Annotated in this window: 14 protein-coding genes and 2 tRNA genes; 6 read left to right on the forward strand and 10 right to left on the reverse strand. The window is 61.7% G+C overall.

From position 1 onward, the window contains the following. Window positions 1–2 precede the first annotated feature (2 nt). Window positions 3–908, reverse strand: coding sequence for a LysR family transcriptional regulator (locus tag AC3A6F_RS02860; protein ID WP_487678453.1), 906 nt, complete (start codon window positions 906–908; stop codon window positions 3–5). Window positions 909–1,071: 163 nt separating this feature from the next. On the opposite strand from AC3A6F_RS02860, the gene dusA reads away from it, so the two are divergent. From dusA to AC3A6F_RS02875, 3 genes are all read left to right on the forward strand, one after another. Then, window positions 1,072–2,103: a tRNA dihydrouridine(20/20a) synthase DusA gene (dusA, locus tag AC3A6F_RS02865; protein ID WP_487678454.1), complete on the forward strand. Its 1,032-nt coding sequence runs from the start codon at window positions 1,072–1,074 to the stop codon at window positions 2,101–2,103. A 355-nt stretch (window positions 2,104–2,458) separates the two neighbouring features. Next, window positions 2,459–4,228 carry a methyl-accepting chemotaxis protein gene (locus tag AC3A6F_RS02870; protein WP_487678455.1) on the forward strand — a complete coding sequence of 590 codons (1,770 nt, stop codon included), beginning with the start codon at window positions 2,459–2,461 and terminating at the stop codon, window positions 4,226–4,228. 92 nt (window positions 4,229–4,320) lie between these two features. Beyond that, the gene (locus AC3A6F_RS02875; protein ID WP_487678457.1) at window positions 4,321–4,665 is read left to right on the forward strand and encodes an energy transducer TonB; all 345 of its coding nucleotides are present in this window, start codon (window positions 4,321–4,323) and stop codon (window positions 4,663–4,665) included. Between the two features lie 113 nt (window positions 4,666–4,778). On the opposite strand, the gene AC3A6F_RS02880 is transcribed toward AC3A6F_RS02875, so the two are convergent. After that, on the reverse strand, window positions 4,779–5,969 hold the full coding sequence (locus AC3A6F_RS02880) for an RNA-guided endonuclease InsQ/TnpB family protein (protein WP_487678458.1): 1,191 nt from the start codon (window positions 5,967–5,969) through the stop codon (window positions 4,779–4,781). Then, the gene (locus AC3A6F_RS02885; RefSeq protein WP_487678459.1) at window positions 5,960–6,586 is read right to left on the reverse strand and encodes an IS607 family transposase; all 627 of its coding nucleotides are present in this window, start codon (window positions 6,584–6,586) and stop codon (window positions 5,960–5,962) included. The genes AC3A6F_RS02880 and AC3A6F_RS02885 overlap by 10 nt, the downstream gene beginning before the upstream one ends. A 169-nt stretch (window positions 6,587–6,755) precedes the next feature. Here AC3A6F_RS02885 and AC3A6F_RS02890 point away from each other — a divergent pair, with 169 nt between their 5' ends. After that, complete coding sequence (locus tag AC3A6F_RS02890; protein ID WP_487678460.1) at window positions 6,756–7,166, forward strand: YXWGXW repeat-containing protein; 411 nt, start codon at window positions 6,756–6,758, stop codon at window positions 7,164–7,166. Window positions 7,167–7,184: 18 nt separating this feature from the next. Here AC3A6F_RS02890 and AC3A6F_RS02895 read toward each other — a convergent pair whose 3' ends face one another. From AC3A6F_RS02895 to AC3A6F_RS02920, 6 genes are all read right to left on the reverse strand, one after another. After that, window positions 7,185–8,717: a sensor domain-containing diguanylate cyclase gene (locus tag AC3A6F_RS02895; protein WP_487678461.1), complete on the reverse strand. Its 1,533-nt coding sequence runs from the start codon at window positions 8,715–8,717 to the stop codon at window positions 7,185–7,187. Window positions 8,718–8,920: 203 nt separating this feature from the next. Continuing rightward, window positions 8,921–9,589: a pentapeptide repeat-containing protein gene (locus AC3A6F_RS02900; protein ID WP_487678462.1), complete on the reverse strand. Its 669-nt coding sequence runs from the start codon at window positions 9,587–9,589 to the stop codon at window positions 8,921–8,923. Window positions 9,590–9,653: 64 nt separating this feature from the next. Further along, window positions 9,654–9,729 (reverse strand) — tRNA-His (locus AC3A6F_RS02905). Between the two features lie 94 nt (window positions 9,730–9,823). Next, window positions 9,824–10,681, reverse strand: coding sequence for a glutamate racemase (gene murI, locus AC3A6F_RS02910; protein ID WP_487678463.1), 858 nt, complete (start codon window positions 10,679–10,681; stop codon window positions 9,824–9,826). A 13-nt stretch (window positions 10,682–10,694) separates the two neighbouring features. Then, window positions 10,695–12,230 carry a fumarate hydratase gene (locus tag AC3A6F_RS02915; RefSeq protein ID WP_487678464.1) on the reverse strand — a complete coding sequence of 512 codons (1,536 nt, stop codon included), beginning with the start codon at window positions 12,228–12,230 and terminating at the stop codon, window positions 10,695–10,697. A 38-nt stretch (window positions 12,231–12,268) separates the two neighbouring features. Continuing rightward, window positions 12,269–12,874: a TIGR00645 family protein gene (locus AC3A6F_RS02920; protein WP_487678466.1), complete on the reverse strand. Its 606-nt coding sequence runs from the start codon at window positions 12,872–12,874 to the stop codon at window positions 12,269–12,271. Between the two features lie 257 nt (window positions 12,875–13,131). Here AC3A6F_RS02920 and acs point away from each other — a divergent pair, with 257 nt between their 5' ends. Both acs and AC3A6F_RS02930 read left to right on the forward strand, forming a co-directional pair. Continuing rightward, complete coding sequence (gene acs / locus AC3A6F_RS02925; protein WP_487678467.1) at window positions 13,132–15,132, forward strand: acetate--CoA ligase; 2,001 nt, start codon at window positions 13,132–13,134, stop codon at window positions 15,130–15,132. A gap of 260 nt (window positions 15,133–15,392) precedes the next feature. Next, window positions 15,393–15,483 (forward strand) — tRNA-Ser (locus AC3A6F_RS02930). 73 nt (window positions 15,484–15,556) lie between these two features. Here the strand turns inward: AC3A6F_RS02930 and AC3A6F_RS02935 are convergent. Beyond that, window positions 15,557–16,063: a hypothetical protein gene (locus AC3A6F_RS02935; protein WP_487678468.1), complete on the reverse strand. Its 507-nt coding sequence runs from the start codon at window positions 16,061–16,063 to the stop codon at window positions 15,557–15,559. Window positions 16,064–16,350: the final 287 nt, after the last annotated feature.

Here is a 16,350-nt window from a genome sequence, read left to right on the forward strand (position 1 = left end):
GTTTATCGAACCCCGTACCGCGTTGCCGCCAGCTGCTCCTCAACGAACGCGATGAAGGCGCGCGCCTGAGGACTGGCGTGGCGCGCTCCGCCAGGCAGGACCGCCCACAGGTCGAGGGCCGGCATCCGCCAGTCGGACAGGACTTCGACGACCTGGCCGCTGTCCAGTTCGTCTTCGAGTATCCATTCGCTGGTGACCGCCACGCCCAGGCCGGCGAGCACTGCGGCCCGGATTCCCTCCAGTGCGCTGATACGCAGCCTGGGCTGGAGCGCCACCTCAGTCTCGATGCCGTCCTTGTCGAAGGCAATATGCTCGCCGCCTTCGCCACGGGACAGGACGATGGCGGCGTGCCGGACGAGATCGCCCGGCTCAATGGGGACGCCATATTGCTTCAGATAGCCGGGTGTCGCAACGACGATGCGGCGACACTGGCCTATCTTGCGCGCCGTGAGGCTGGAGCTGGCCAGTTTGCCCATTCGGAGCGCGACTTCCGCACCTTCCTCCACGAGACCGATGTTGCCATCGTCGAGAAGAAAATCGATCGAGAGGTGAGGGTGCTGCGCCATGAAGTCGGGCAGCTTCGGGATGATGTGCTGGCGCATGAAGGTGATGGTGCCGCTCACGCGCAGTCTTCCCGTCAGGGGCGCATTCGCGTCCTTGACTGCCTTCAGCGCCAGGTCGGCTTCGTCCAGCGTGCGCAGCGCGTGCTCGTAGAATTTCTGTCCGGCGTCGGTCGGCGCGAGCCCGCGGGTGGAGCGCAGAAACAGTTGCACGCCCAGCTTCTGCTCGAGTTGCGCCACGGACTTGGAGACCGAGGGCTGGCCCAGGTTCAGATCCTTGGCGGCCGCGCTGAATGAACGCGTTTCGTAGACGCGCACGAAAGAACGCATGCTGCTGAGGAGGTCCATTGCTATTCTATTCCCGGCATGAATGAAGGTGGCACTCAAGTATACTGTGCTCCATCGCCAACATTGCCGCCATCGCGGATGCGGCGGAGCCAGGTTTGGCTTATCATTACTGGTTCCCGACAGTATTCGTCGCCCGTATGGGCGCCGACCAGACCTTTCCAGCATGAGCCTCACCTCGACCATTCCCGGCGCCCCAGCCCCTGTCCAGCCATCGCGCCGCCTGTCGGTCGCCCCCATGATGGACTGGACCGACCGCCACTGCCGCGTCTTCCATCGCCAGATCACCCGCCATACCTGGCTGTACACCGAGATGGTCACCACCGGCGCCCTGGTCTACGGCGACGTCGAGCGCCATCTGCGCTACGACGACGTCGAGCACCCGATCGCCCTGCAGCTGGGAGGTAGCGATCCGGCCGACCTGGCGAAAAGCGCGAAGCTGGGCGAGCAATGGGGCTATGACGAGATCAACCTCAACTGCGGCTGCCCGTCCGAGCGGGTGCAGAAGGGCGCGTTCGGCGCCTGCCTGATGAACGAGCCGCAGCTGGTGGCCGATTGCGTGAAGGCGATGCGCGACGCGGTCTCGATCGACGTCACGGTAAAGCACCGCATCGGCATCGATTACGACGAAGAGTATGGATTCGTGCGCGATTTCGTCGGCACCATCGCCGACGCCGGCTGCAAGACCTTCATCGTGCACGCCCGTAACGCCGTTCTGAAAGGGCTGTCGCCGAAGGAAAACCGCGAGATCCCGCCGCTGCGCTACGCCGTCGCCTACCAATTGAAACGTGAGTTCCCTGACCTCGAGATCCTGATCAACGGCGGCATCAAGAGCGACGACGAAATCGCACTGCACCTGCAACATGTCGACGGCGTGATGCTGGGCCGCGAGGCCTATCACAACCCCTGGACGATGGCCGACTGGGACCGCCGCTTCTATGGCGACACCGATGCCGGTCGCCCGCGCTCGCGGGTCGAGGTGCTGGAAGCGATGATCCCGTACATCGAGGAGCAGTTGCGCGTGTACGGTCCGGTGGGCTTGAAGCTCAACAGCATCACGCGCCACATGCTGGGCCTGATGCAAGGCTTGCCGGGAGCCCGTTCTTTCCGCCAGACCCTCTCCGATTCGAAGAAGCTGGCGCTGGGCGATCCGCGCCTGCTGCTCGAAGCTGCCGCCAGGATGCCCGCCGCGGCCTGAGACAATCTATCCAAAAGTAACAAAAAGGCGTGCTGAGGCACGCCTTTTTCTATTCCATGTCGACAAATCGATACATTTGCTTGTCGAAACAACCATACAAGTTTCAAAATTGCTTGCTGTGTGGAAATAGTCGTTCCATAATGCAGACCTGTTCCAATGTTGCACTGTATCAAGCCTGTTGTTGTGCCGAAACAATTCGGTCGAGCAAGAGATTTTCTGACTAGCGACATGAAATCTTGATTTATCCTGTCGGAAACACTCGAAATCGTGCAGAAACACCGATTTCAGATGCGCTTCGCACGGCGCTTGTCTCTCCGAGCGAGTTTCGATCAATAAAGTTACAGGGAAAACACGAATGAATTTGAACAACATGAAGGTCGGTACCCGTCTGGCCCTCGGTTTCGCACTGATCCTGGTGCTGCTGGTAGCGGTTGCTGTAGTGGGTATCCTGCGCATGGCGCAGATCCAGGATCGCCTTGACCACGTGGTCAGCGTGAGTAATGTGTCGACCGGCCTCGTGATCGAGATGCGCAACAACGTCAACGATCGCCTGCAGTCGCTGCGCGTGCTGACCCTGATGGCAGACCCGGCCGACATGGAACCGGAGATTGCCAAGTTCAAGGAACAGACCGCCCAGTACAACGAAACCCAGCGCAAGCTGACCGCCCTGTTCGCATCGAACGGCAACGACCAGGAAAAGGCGCTGCTGGCCCAGATCAAGGAACACGAAACCGCCGCCATGCCGGCGATCGCCCGCGCTACCGAACTCTATCTGGCCGCCAACGCCATGGACGCCACCCGCGTCATGGTACGCGAAGTGCGTCCGGTGCAGCGCAAGTGGACCGAAGCCCTGAACGCGCTGGCCGCCCAGGAAGAAAAACAGAACGCCCAGACCAAGGCCGATGCCGAAGCGGCGTTCGACAATGCCCGTAACTTCATGCTGGTCCTGCTGGCCCTGGCCGTGGTGCTGGGTGTGGCGGCCGCTGTCGTGATTACCCGCAGCCTGCTCAAGCAGCTCGGCGGCGAGCCTGGCTACACCGCCAAGATCGCTGGCAGCATCGCCCACGGCGACCTGTCGATCGCCATCGACACCAAGGAATCGGACCGCGGCAGCCTGCTGGTCGAAATGAAAGAAATGCGTAACAGCCTGGTGGACATCGTGGCCCAGGTACGCCGCGGCACCGAAACCATCGGCACCGCCTCGCGTGAAATCGCCGCCGGCAATATCGACCTGTCGTCGCGTACCGAACTGCAAGCCAGCTCGCTGGAGAAGACCGCTTCGGCAATGGAACAGCTGACCTCGACGGTCAAGCAGAACGCCGACAATGCCCGTGAAGCCAACGCGCTGGCCGCGGCCGCTTCGGACGTCGCCAGCAAGGGTGGCGAGGTGGTGTCGCAAGTGGTGGGCACCATGGGTGAGATCAATGGCTCGGCCCGCAAGATCGCCGACATCATCGGCGTGATCGACGGCATCGCCTTCCAGACCAATATCCTGGCGCTGAACGCGGCAGTCGAAGCAGCCCGTGCCGGCGAACAGGGCCGCGGCTTCGCGGTCGTTGCCTCCGAAGTGCGCAACCTGGCTCAGCGTTCGGCTGCGGCAGCCAAAGAGATCAAGACCCTGATCGACGATTCGGTGTCGAAAGTCGATCGTGGCAGCAAACTGGTCGGCCAGGCCGGCGTGACGATGGATGAAGTGGTGTCCAGCGTCAAGCGCGTGACCGACATCATGAGCGAGATCGCCAACGCCAGCGCCGAGCAGAGCGCCGGCATCGCCCAGGTCAACACCTCGATCATCGAGATGGATGGCATGACCCAGCAAAACGCCGCGCTGGTGGAGGAAGCCGCTGCGGCTGCCCAGAGCCTGCAAGACCAGGCCGGCGAACTGGCCCGCGTGGTCAGCATCTTCAAACTGGAAGAGGGCGAACAGTTCCAATTCGAGGCGCAGGCGGCAGTCGCGACCACCACCGCGGTGGTGGTTCGTCCGGCCGCCAAGCGCACCGCACCGCCGGCTCCTAAAAAGCCGGCCGCCGCCAGCGCCGCGGTGAATCCGGACGAGGCGGAAGTTGCGCCGAAGCCGAAAAAGGCAGCTGCCACCGTCGGTAACGACGAGTGGGAAGAATTCTAAGCACTCATTACCAAGCAAACCTGCGCCGGCTAGTCGGGCGGCGCGCAGCACGCATCACGACATTAACTCTTAAAACCTTATTTCGGGAAATCATGAAAAACCTGTCCGCCAAGCTGTTCGTTGCACTGACCCTCACCGCTGCCGCCAGCGCCAGCTTCGCCGCCGAAACCGCGGCGTCGTTCGATCCGAAGAAGTGCGCCATCGAATATCCGAAGTCGTCGCTGATGAACGAAGAGCAGGGCACGACCTCGGCATCGTTCCTGGTCAACGCGGACGGCACCGTGGCGGAATCGAAGATCGACAAGTCGAGCGGCTTCAAGAACCTGGACCGCGCACTGGTCAAGGGTCTGACCTCGTGCAAGTTCAAGCCGGGCACCAAGGATGGCGCGCCAGCCCAGACCTGGACCAAGGTCGACTACGCCTTCAAGCTGGACTAATACCTTCCCCTTTACGCAGCCGGCTTCCATAGCCGGCTGTGTTTTTGCAGCGCCAGCTTTTTCTTCTCCTCCGCTCCTTCCGTTCCTTCAAACTTACGCAAAGCGATCCATAGTTAACTTTGCTGTTGAATTCCTGCTTCACCAGGGCCGGTTTCACCTTGCACTTGACGCGCGAGGCCAGCGCCTGCCCCTCCACAGGCCGATGCGGTGGAACTCACCGCCATGTTCTTCAGGTTGATTGCCGCGTTGACGTCCCGGTCGTTCAGTGCGCCACAGCCGGGACAACGCCAATGGCGAACCGTCAGTGGGAGCACATCCATCCGGTAGCCACAGCACGAGCATGTCTTGCTGCTCGGGTACCAGCGATCCACCACGACAATCTGACCACCGCGCCGCGCCGCCTTGTATTCCAGCTGGCGGCGTAGTTCACCAAATCCCATGTCAGCAATCGCTCGGGCCAGACAACGATTTCCGAGCATGCCCTTCACGTTCAGGTCTTCGATGCCTATGGTGTGGAAGCGGCGGGTGATATAGGTGCTCAACTGATGCAGGCCATTGCGCCTCAGATCGGCGATCTTGGCGTATAGCCGGGCAAGCCTGGCTTTCGCCTTTGCACGATTGCGCGAGCCTTTGACTTTGCGTGAAACCTCGCGCGACAGGCGTTGCAGACGGGCGAGCAGTGTGCCCAACGCTTTCGGGCCGTTAAACACTTCACCGGTCGACAGCGTGGCCAGCGCCGCGACACCGAGGTCGACTCCTACCGCGCCTTGGTTTTCGGCTGGCGGTTGACGTTGATCCTTGATGTCGACGGTGATGCTTGCGTACCAGTGATCCGCAATCTGGCTGATCGAGGCCGAGACGATACGCCCGGAGAACCGCGGAGATTCGCGCATCCGGACCCATCCCAGTTTCGGAATGCGGATGCACTTGTTCTCGACTCGGAACTGGTCATTGCTTAATGTAAATCGGTCGTCACGGCCCTTGCGGCGAAAGGTGGGATAGCGGGCACGACCTTCGAAGAAATTCTCGAAGGCTTGCCCCAACTGTATGATCGCCATCTGCGGTGCATTCTTGCTTACTTCGAGCATCCATGGGAATTGCTCGTGCTTGATCGCGTTGAGCTGGCGCCGCAATGCCGCTTCATTTGGCTTGTCCACCGCAGGGTCGACCTTGCTTGCCTCGTACTGCCGCTTCCACTCGGCCAAGGCCCAGTTATAGGCGAAACGTGCAGTACCGGCGGCACGCGCCAGATACGTCGCCTGGACATTGTTCGGATCGAGTCGGATGCGATGGGCTAGGTACATTGCGACTCCTTGACTGCTGCACGCACCCCATCGATCAGCTTCTGGTTGCGGTGACTGCGGCTTCCATAGAGACGGGCCGAGAAGACAGTGATGATCTCGAGCACATCGTTGGCTAGCTCTTCTTCGAAATTGGTGTCCTCGCCCTGGTTGATGATGACTACTTCGACCTGTCTTGTCTGGCACAGGGCGAATATCAGCTCCGCGCCAAAACGCAACAGTCGATCTTTATGCGTCAAGACCAGGCGTCCAACCTCATCTTCGACAATCCCGTCGAGCAAACGTTTCAAGCCTTTCTTGCGATAGTTCATGCCCGACCCAAGGTCGGCAATCATATCGAACGGCCATCCATGACTTGCGCAGTACAATTCAAGTACCCGCTTTTGTCGCTCCAGGTCCGCCTTCTGATCATGACTGCACACCCGTGCATAGGCGACGGTCTTGCGCACCGCCTGAGCACCGCTGCGAGCTTCAGGTCGCAAGGCAGACAAGTCATACCGGCGCTGACCTCCTTCTGTTCGCAAAGGAGTGAGCCGACCGCTGGCCTCCCATCGACGCAAGGTACTGGTCGAGACGCCCAAGGCTTGTGCAGCCGTGCTGATGGAAACGAACTTGTTCATAATGCATAAGACTGCATAAATTCAAACAAGTTCTCACCTAACTGTTAATAACCCTTCGCTGTTACAAGTTTGTAGCGGCATGTATCGACTGTAAAGACTTCCTTCAGTTCATCTTTTTGGCGTCCCGTCTCGCTATAGTGGTTTCACACCAACCGAAACGGAGAGCACCATGAAAACCCTTCTCACCACCGCCGCCGCCATCCTGATCGGTAGCGCAGCATTCGCACCAGTGCAGGCCCAGGCCGCTCATCCACGGGCCGAAGTGATCGTCATCAAGAAGGCGCCGCCGGCGCCCCGCCGCGAAGCCGTGCCGGCCGCGCGCCGCGGTTTTGAATGGGTGTCGGGTTACTGGGACTGGAACGGCCGCCGTCACGACTGGGTCGCCGGCCACTGGGAGAAAGTGCGTCCGGGCTATGCCTACCAGCGCGCGCAATGGCGCCAGGACCGTAACGGCTGGCATCTCGAGCGCGGCGGCTGGCACCAGTCGCGCCAGGTGGCCGCGTACCGCAACCGTGACCGCGATCGCGACGGCGTCCCCAACCGCCACGACGACCGCCCGAACAACCCTTACCGCCATTGATGCAGGCGGGCGCCCGGCTCAGGGTGCGGCGAGGTCGCCGCCGCACACCTGGTTGCGGCCCGACTGCTTGGCCCGATAGAGCAGGGCGTCGGCCCGCTCCACCAGCGCGGTGGCGCTGTCGGTCTCCATGCCGCCACCGGCGCCGCTGGTGTACACGCCCACGCTGATGGTCACCACGCCGGCGCCATTGCCGGCATGCGGGATCCCGAGCGCCATCACCGCCTGGCGGATGCGTTCGGCCACCATCCTGGCGCCGGCCGGATCGGTATCCGGCAGCAGGGCCACGAATTCCTCCCCACCGAAGCGCGCCACCAGGTCGGCCGGCCGCACCAGGCTTTCCTGCAGCGCCAGCGCCACCTGGCGCAGGCAGGCGTCGCCGGCCACATGGCCATAGGTGTCGTTGTAGCGTTTGAAGTAATCGACGTCGAACATCAGCAGCGACAGCGGCGCGCCGCTCCGGCTTGCGCGCGCGAACTCCATGTCCAGGGCTTCCTCGAAGCGGCGCCGGTTGGCGATGCCGGTCAGGCTGTCGTGGTCGGCCAGGACCGTCAGCGCGCGGTTATGTTCCTGCAGCAGTTCACGCGCCTGCACCAGCTCGTGCTCGAGGTGGTCGCGGATCACGATCTGGCGCACCAGGCGCCGGCCGAAATACAGCAGCAATGCAATGGCGACCAGCGTGATCAGGGCCTGGCCGAGCATCGACTTCAGCCATTTTTCCAGGATGTCGTGCTTGCTCTGCGCGGTGGCGACGATCAGCGGATAGGTTTCCAGATGGCGGTAGCTGTACAGCCTTTCGATGCCGTCGATCTTCGAGCGCAGCATGGCGGTGCCGGCCGGGCCGGAGCTCTGGTACATCCGGTGCACCGGGCCATTGCTCGTATCGGTGCCGATCAGTCTCTCGCTGTGGGGCAGGCGATACACCAGGGTGCCGTCGTCCAGGGTCAGCATCACCACGCCATTGCTGCCCACGTCGAAGGTCTTGTATAGGGTGGAGAAGTAATCGATGCGGATCGTGCCGAGCGCGACGCCGCCGAACGTGCCGTCCGGATTATTAAGGCGGCGCGAGACGGGCAGCACCCACTCGCCGTTGGAGCGGCTGCGCACCGGCTTGCCCACGTGGATGAAGCGGTCGGGATTGTTCAGGTGGTGCTGGAAATACTCGCGGTCGTAGACGGTGTACAGCGGGATGCGGTCCTGCGAGGTCATCAGCCAATGGCCGTCGGCGCCGAACACGAACAAGCCATGCAGCTCGTCGACCTGGGTCACCATATTCTTCAGGTGCAACTGTAGGCGGGGGCGTCCGGCGCCCGCCATGCCATCGTTTTCGATCCGCTCGACCACGCCGGCCAGCACGGTATCGACCACCCGCACCGCACTCTCGGCCTGGGCCGCCAGCGCGTGCGACATATTGGTGGTGGCGACACCCACCTCGGCCAGGCGTTCCTCGCGTGCGCGCCAGCCGTCCGAGACCTGTATCGTCAGCAATAGCAGGCACAGGGCGGCCACGAACAGCACGGCGTTGCGCACTGCGGGGCGTTTTTCGGCGGTCAAGCGGGAGATCTCGGGAGCGGTACGCTTGTCTGGCATAAATCGGGGGAGCGCCGGTGCGATGCCTGCAGTCCGGCATCGCAGGAAGGCGACTCGAATTTCCTAAAGAAAACTCACAGATTGTCGCATATCAAGCATTATCCGGCCGCCCAGTTTGAGTCTTTTTACTTCTGTTCCGTGGTGATATGGCCAAACGTACAGAGTATTCAGGCCACGCGCAAGCCAAGTTCGCTGACCAGTTCGGCAGCCTGGCGCGGCGTGATCCATGCGCCCTGGAACAACTTGATGTCGGCCAGCGTGATGCCGCCCAGGTCGGCTTCGCGCAGGTCGGCGTTGTCGAAGCGCGCCTGTTTGATGTTGGCGCCGCGCAGGCTGCCGCCCTCGAACACGGCGTCGCGAAAGTCGCAGGCAGCCAGGTCGGCGTCGCCAAAGTCCAGCTGGACCAGTTTGGCCTTGCGGAACGACATGCGGCGCAGGTCGGTGCCCACCAGCAGGCAATCCTCGAATTCCAGGCCAAGGTGGGCCGCTTCCTCGAAGCTGGCGCCGGTCAGCTTGCAGCCCTTGAAGGCAAGGGACGCCAAGTGGGCGCGGCGCCAGCTGCTGTTGTTCAGGTCGCAGCTTTGAAAGCGGGCGTCGGTCAGGTCGGCCGCTTCGAAGTCGGCCTGTCGGCCGCGGCAGCGCTGCCAGGTGGACTGGCCCAGCTTGGCGGCGTAGAACGAGGTCTCGGCGATGCTGCAGCTGGTAAAGGTGCAGTTGCGCAGGTCGAGGCGCGACAGGTCGGCGCCGTCGAGGTCGCATTCCTGGAAGACGAGTGGGGCCTGGAGCAATGCCGCTTCGACGTCCGCGCGGGAGAGGGTTTGTCCGGTGATATGCATGCGGATCCTTCGGAAAACAAAAAAGGCCACATGCCGAAGCAGGTGACCTTTTTTGCTGAATACTTGGGGTGGCTGATGGGGCTCGAACCCACGACAACAGGAATCACAATCCTGGACTCTACCAGCTGAGCTACAGCCACCACTGAACTACGTTACTGCTTGTTTTGCTACTTACTGTCTCGTCGTTGCCGAGGCAGAGCATGATTATATAGCCTCGCAAAAAAAGTGGCAACTTTAAATCGTTCGATCGCTTTGCCAGTCACGCGGGACCGCGACCTGCGCTTCATGCACCGGCGGATCGATGCCGAGCAGGCTACGAAACGCCGCCGTCAGCGCTGTCGCGCTGGCGCTGGTAAAGCCGGTCAGGCTGGCTGGGATGGCACCCGGCGCGCGTAGCAGTCCCCCGGCGGCGAGCAGGCGCGCGAGCTGGCGCGCCACGGCATCGCCGGTGTCGACCAGGGCCACGTCCGGCCGGCCGGCGTTTTTCAACAGGCGCTCGATCGAGGCGCGCACTAGCGGATAGTGGGTGCAGCCCAGCACCAGGGTGTCGGCGCCTTCGGTCAGCAGCGGCATGATGAAGCGTTCCAGCATCGCACTGGTGGCGGGCGAATCGAGTTCGCCAAACTCGATCTGGTCGGCCAGGCCGACGCAGGGCTGCAGCAGAAAGTCGGCGCCGGAATCGCGGTGCATCTGGTCGCGCAGCTGCAGGAACTTGGCGCCGTTCAGGGTGCGCTCGGTGGCCAGCACCCCGACTTTACCCGTGCGGGTAAGGGCGGCGGCGGGTTTGAGGCCGGGTTCGACGCCGACGATGGGCAGGCCGGGGTGAACCGATCGCAGTTCGCGCACGGCGGCCACGGTGGCGGTATTGCAGGCGACCACCAGCGCTTTCGCGCCGCGCGCCAACAGAAATTCGCCGATCGCCAGCACGCGTTCGACGACGATGGCTTCGGGTTTGTCGCCGTAAGGGGCAAAGCCGGTATCGGCCAGGTAGAGCAGGTGTTCGTGCGGCAGCTGCGCCTGGATGTGGCGCAGCACCGAGAGGCCGCCGACGCCCGAGTCGAAGATGCCAACCGGAGCGTCGGGGAGGGTCATGATCCGGTTCGAATCAGGCGACGGTGACCGGCACGCCTTTCAGCGATTCGATCTTGGCCGACCATTCTTTCGGGCCGGTGTTGTGGACCGAAGTGCCGGTGGAATCGACCGCGACGGTGACCGGCATGTCGGTCACGTCGAACTCGTAGATCGCTTCCATGCCCAGGTCTTCGAAGCCCACGACTTTTGCAGACTTGATCGCTTTCGAGACCAGGTAGGCCGAGCCGCCGACCGCCATCAGGTAGGCCGACTTGTGCTTCTGGATCGATTCGATCGCCGCCGGGCCGCGCTCGGCCTTGCCGATCATCGAGATCAGGCCGGTCTTTTCCAGCATCATGTCGGTAAACTTGTCCATGCGGGTGGCGGTGGTGGGACCGGCCGGGCCGACCACTTCGCTGCCGACCGGATCGACCGGGCCGACGTAATAGATTACGCGGTTGGTGAAGTCCACTGGCAGCGACTCGCCCTTGGCCAGCATGTCCTGGATGCGCTTGTGCGCGGCATCGCGGCCGGTGAGCATCTTGCCGTTCAGGAGCAGGGTCTGGCCCGGCTTCCAGGACGCAACTTCTTCCTTGGTCAGGGTGTTGAGGTCGACGCGCTTCGATTTCTCGGTGTCCGGCGTCCAGTTCACGTCAGGCCAGGTCGACAGCGCCGGCGGTTCGATATAGGCCGGGCCCGAGCCGTCCAGCACGAAGTGGGCGTGGCGGGTGGCGGCGCAGTTCGGGATCATCGCCACCGGCTTGGAGGCCGCGTGGGTCGGGTACATATTGATCTTCACGTCCAGCACGGTGGTCAGGCCGCCCAGGCCCTGGGCGCCGATGCCCAGCGCGTTGATCTTGTCGCACAGCTCGATGCGCAGCTCTTCGAGTTTGTTGTTCGGGCCGCGCTGGCGCAGCTCGTACATGTCGATGTCTTCCATCAGCGACTCTTTCGCCATCAGCATCGCCTTCTCGGCGGTGCCGCCGATGCCGATGCCGAGCATGCCCGGCGGGCACCAGCCGGCGCCCATCAGCGGCACGGTCTTGAGCACCCAGTCGACCAGCGAGTCGGACGGGTTGAGCATGACGAACTTGGTCTTGTTTTCCGAGCCGCCGCCCTTGGCCGCCAGCTTGACGTCGATGGTGTCGCCCTCGACCAGCTCCATGTGGACCACGGCCGGGGTGTTGTCCTTGGTGTTCTTGCGCTCGAAGTGCGGGTCGGCCACGATCGAGGCGCGCAGCTTGTTGTCGGCGAAGTTGTACGCGCGGCGCACGCCTTCGTTGACGGCGTCGGTCACCGAACCCGTGAAGCCCTCGAAGCGCACGCCCATGCCGATCTTGAGGAACACATTGACGATGCCGGTGTCCTGGCAGATCGGACGCTTGCCTTCGGCGCACATGCGCGAATTGGTCAGGATCTGGGCGATCGCATCCTTCGCGGCCGGGCTTTGCTCGCTTTCATACGCGCGCGCCAGGTGCTGGATGTAATCGGCCGGGTGGTAGTAGCTGATGTACTGCAGTGCTGCCGCGACCGATTCAATCAGGTCGTCTTGGGTAATCACGGTTGCCATGTTCGCTCTCGTTCAGGAGTACCAGGAATGTAATAGTTTTAGTGTTTGCCGTTGTGAGTCGTCATCACGATGCGGTCGGTATAGGCGATCGCCATGGCCGACAGCAGGAACGCGAAGTGGATCACGGTCTGGAACAGCAGCGTCTTCTCGTCATACGACGCGGCGTTGATGAAAGTCTTCAGCAAATGGATCGACGAGATGCCGATGATCGCCATGGCCAGCTTGGTTTTCAGGACCGAGGCGTTCACGTGCGACAGCCACTCTGGCTGGTCCGGGTGGCCCTCCAGGTGCATGCGCGAGACAAAGGTTTCGTAGCCGCCGATGATCACCATGATCAGGAGGTTCGAAATCATGACCACATCGATCAGGCCCAGCACCACCAGCATGATGATGGTTTCGGTCAGACGGGTAGGGCGTACCGAATTGGGTACGCTGACGGCATCGATGATGTGCTTGAGCGAATCGGCGTTGCCCATGGCGGCGCCGATCAGGTCGACGAGCTCGACCCAGAAGTGGAATACGTACACGCATTGCGCCAGGATCAGGCCCAGGTACAGCGGCAGTTGCAGCCAGCGGCTGGCGAAGATCAGGTTGTTCAGAGGGGTCAGCTTGCGGACAGGCTGGTTGGGCGGCAGGTCGGACATCGGGATGAAACTCCAGGGGGATGCGAAAAAAATTCAGCTCGGCATTTTACACCGGCGCCGTTGGATGGGGTGCGGCACGCGCCGGCACACGAGGCCCGCTTGCACGCTTTACAACGGCTGGCGTTAGAATAAGGGCACACAAGAGCGGGCAAGAGAGTCAATACGCACCCGCCGCAAGGGGTTTCCATGTAAGGGCTCAGTAAGCGAGCCCCCCTATGGTATCTGGCATAACCTACTACATTAATATGGAGACTAGTATGGCCGAGAACGAGACCACCCAAGAGCAAACCCAGGGCCTGCAGGAGCACCGCGTGTTCCAGCCGCCGAAGGAGTTTGCCGACAAGGCCACCATCAGCGGCATGGCCGCCTACGAAAAACTGTGCGCCGAGGCCGCCAGCGACTACGAGGGCTTCTGGGCCCGCCTGGCGCGCGAGAACCTCGACTGGCACAAGCCGTTCACCTCGACCCTCGACGAATCGAATGCGCCGTTCTATCAATGGTTCGCCGACGGCCAGCTGAACGCCTCGTACAACTGCCTCGACCGTAACCTCGAAAACGGCAACGCCGACAAGACCGCCATCATCTTCGAGGCGGACGATGGGGCGGTGACCAAGGTCACCTACCGCGAGCTGCACGAGCGCGTCTGCAAATTCGCCAACGCGCTCACATCGCGCGGCATCAAGAAGGGCGACCGCGTCGTCATCTATATGTCGATGTCGGTCGAAGGCGTGACCGCGATGCAGGCCTGTGCCCGCATCGGCGCCACCCACTCGGTGGTGTTCGGCGGCTTCTCCGCCAAGTCGCTGCAAGAGCGCATCATCGACGCCGGCGCCGTGGCCGTCATCACGGCAGACGAACAGCAGCGCGGCGGCAAATCGCTGCCGCTCAAGGCCATCGTCGACGAGGCGCTGAGCCTGGGCGGCTGCGACACCGTCAAGGACGTCATCGTCTACAAGCGCACCGGCGGCAACATCAACTTCAAGGAAGGCCGCGACCTGTGGCTGCACGAGCTGGTGCAAGACCAGTCGGCCGAGTGCGCGCCTGAATGGGTCGATGCGGAACATCCGCTGTTCATCCTCTATACGTCCGGCTCGACCGGCACCCCGAAAGGCGTGCAGCACTCGACCGGCGGCTACCTGCTGTGGGCCGCGCTGACGATGAAATGGACCTTCGACCTGAAACCCGAAGACGTCTACTGGTGCACCGCTGACATCGGCTGGATCACCGGCCACACCTATATCGCCTACGGCCCGCTGGCCGTCGGCGGCACGCAAGTCGTGTTCGAAGGCGTGCCGACCTTCCCGAACGCCGGCCGCTTCTGGCAGACCGTCGAGAAGCACAAGGTCAGCATCTTCTACACGGCCCCGACCGCGATCCGTTCGCTGATCAAGGCGTCCGACCTGGATGAGAAGGTACATCCGAAGAACTCCGACCTGTCCAGCCTGCGCCTGCTCGGCTCGGTCGGCGAACCGATCAATCCGGAAGCCTGGATGTGGTACTACCGCAATGTGGGCCAGGAGCGCTGCCCGATCGTCGACACGTTCTGGCAGACCGAGACCGGCGGCCACATGATTACCCCGCTGCCGGGCGCGACCCCGATGGTGCCGGGTTCGTGCACGCTGCCGCTGCCGGGCATCATGGCAGCGATCGTGGACGAAGCCGGCGCCGACGTGCCGAACGGGCAGGGCGGCATCCTGGTCGTCAAGCGTCCATGGCCGTCGATGATCCGCACGATCTGGAACAACCCGGACCGCTTCCGCACCAGCTACTTCCCGGACGAACTGGGCGGCAAATACTATCTGGCCGGCGACGGCGCGATCCGCAACAAGGACACCGCCAACTTCACCATCACCGGCCGCATCGACGACGTGCTGAACGTGTCGGGCCACCGCATGGGCACGATGGAGATCGAGTCGGCGCTGGTGGCCAATCCGATCGTGGCCGAAGCGGCAGTGGTGGGTCGTCCGGACGAGACCACCGGCGAATCGATCTGCGCCTTCGTCGTGCTCAAGCAGGCACGTCCGACCGGCGAGGAAGCGAAAAAGCTGGCCAACGAGCTGCGCGCCTGGGTGGGCAAGGAGATCGGTCCGATCGCCAAGCCGAAAGAGATCCGTTTTGGCGACAATTTGCCGAAGACCCGCTCCGGCAAGATCATGCGCCGCCTGCTGCGCGTGCTGGCCAAGGGCGAGAACATCACGCAAGACGTCTCCACGCTCGAGAATCCAGCCATTCTCGAGCAGTTGAAGGAATCGGCTTGAGCTACAATCCCTGAGCAACCTGCCTGCGGCAGCCCACAAGGCTGACGTAAGGCTTGCCCGCCTACTCGGGAGAGGGGCGGGCATTTTTTTTGTCGGATCAAGTGGGGATGTTGGGGACTACACCGGAAACGTGTGCCAATCGTAGCGTGGACGGCTTCGCCGTCCACGCGTCCAGCACAGTATCCGCCTAGCGGTCCTTGTACTGCTGGGAATACTTGCTATAATAGGCGGCTTCGTGGGGTTCCCACGTCGACCCATCAGGAGAGATGGATGAGTGGTTTAAGTCGCACGCCTGGAAAGCGTGTGTAGGTTCATAGCCTACCGGGGGTTCGAATCCCCCTCTCTCCGCCAGAACTTTTGAAAAAGCCCCTGAAATTCAGGGGCTTTTTTGTTTGTGGAGCTTCCAACTAGGCTTTATTTGTGTTCATGAGGATTGGAATTTATTCAAGTGCTCCGTGATTTGGTTGCGAAGGCTTTCCTTAACTTGATCTATCGGAGTCGGGTTTTGATGCTCTTCGATCCCGTTCGAGTAGAGGTGCCCACGCCATTCGCCATTGAGAAAGACTCCTCCAAGTTCATATCCTGAAAAACCGGGCAAGCCGACTACCGCTCTGTATTCATCATCACTGCGTAAGCTCCGTTTGTCCATTTGCGGTAAGCGAAATGGGACGCTGGTCCCCATCCAAATGGCCTCATCAGGGTTACGTAGCTTCACAAATACGCGCCACGCACCAGGGTCGTAGCCTACAGGTTTACTGATGTGAACAACTACTCGGTCACCTAAGCGGTCCAAATTGGACTTTACGAAAGAATCGACTATCTCACGCAGCTTGTCGGCAGGATGTTCGTCCCCAAAAGTTTTGCAGATTTCCTCAAAATCTGCTTTTAGGCGGGGCGAAACTCGGGCACGCAAAAGTTCAGTTTTTTCCATGTGGATTCCCTTTAAAGTTTAAGACAACCCAGTGTATCACAAAACACGAGTCGCAGGTTTTGTGCTCAGTGTCTCAGGTGGCCTGGAAAGTCTCAGATATATGTTGTTTAGATGAGAACAGGAACTTCACTAGGCGTGGACGTTGACGGCATCCAAACGACTCCAACTACGTTAGGGAACCAGCCCAATCCGTGCGGGCAGACCTCGGAATGTAGTGGTCAAGTAATTTCGGACACGACGATAGGTTCTTTCTCTGCCATTGTGCGTTCATAGACGCTGGGCGGCAG

The organism is Massilia sp. Soil_C_3 (assembly GCF_057657035.1).

Coding starts and splice junctions, on each gene's coding strand:
- AC3A6F_RS02860 (WP_487678453.1), bottom strand. CDS start 908: ATGGACCTCCTCAGCAGCATGCGTTCTTTCGTGCGCGTCTACGAAACG.
- dusA (WP_487678454.1), top strand. CDS start 1,072: ATGAGCCTCACCTCGACCATTCCCGGCGCCCCAGCCCCTGTCCAGCCA.
- AC3A6F_RS02870 (WP_487678455.1), top strand. CDS start 2,459: ATGAATTTGAACAACATGAAGGTCGGTACCCGTCTGGCCCTCGGTTTC.
- AC3A6F_RS02875 (WP_487678457.1), top strand. CDS start 4,321: ATGAAAAACCTGTCCGCCAAGCTGTTCGTTGCACTGACCCTCACCGCT.
- AC3A6F_RS02880 (WP_487678458.1), bottom strand. CDS start 5,969: ATGTACCTAGCCCATCGCATCCGACTCGATCCGAACAATGTCCAGGCG.
- AC3A6F_RS02885 (WP_487678459.1), bottom strand. CDS start 6,586: ATGAACAAGTTCGTTTCCATCAGCACGGCTGCACAAGCCTTGGGCGTC.
- AC3A6F_RS02890 (WP_487678460.1), top strand. CDS start 6,756: ATGAAAACCCTTCTCACCACCGCCGCCGCCATCCTGATCGGTAGCGCA.
- AC3A6F_RS02900 (WP_487678462.1), bottom strand. CDS start 9,589: ATGCATATCACCGGACAAACCCTCTCCCGCGCGGACGTCGAAGCGGCA.
- murI (WP_487678463.1), bottom strand. CDS start 10,681: ATGACCCTCCCCGACGCTCCGGTTGGCATCTTCGACTCGGGCGTCGGC.
- AC3A6F_RS02915 (WP_487678464.1), bottom strand. CDS start 12,230: ATGGCAACCGTGATTACCCAAGACGACCTGATTGAATCGGTCGCGGCA.
- AC3A6F_RS02920 (WP_487678466.1), bottom strand. CDS start 12,874: ATGTCCGACCTGCCGCCCAACCAGCCTGTCCGCAAGCTGACCCCTCTG.
- acs (WP_487678467.1), top strand. CDS start 13,132: ATGGCCGAGAACGAGACCACCCAAGAGCAAACCCAGGGCCTGCAGGAG.
- AC3A6F_RS02935 (WP_487678468.1), bottom strand. CDS start 16,063: ATGGAAAAAACTGAACTTTTGCGTGCCCGAGTTTCGCCCCGCCTAAAA.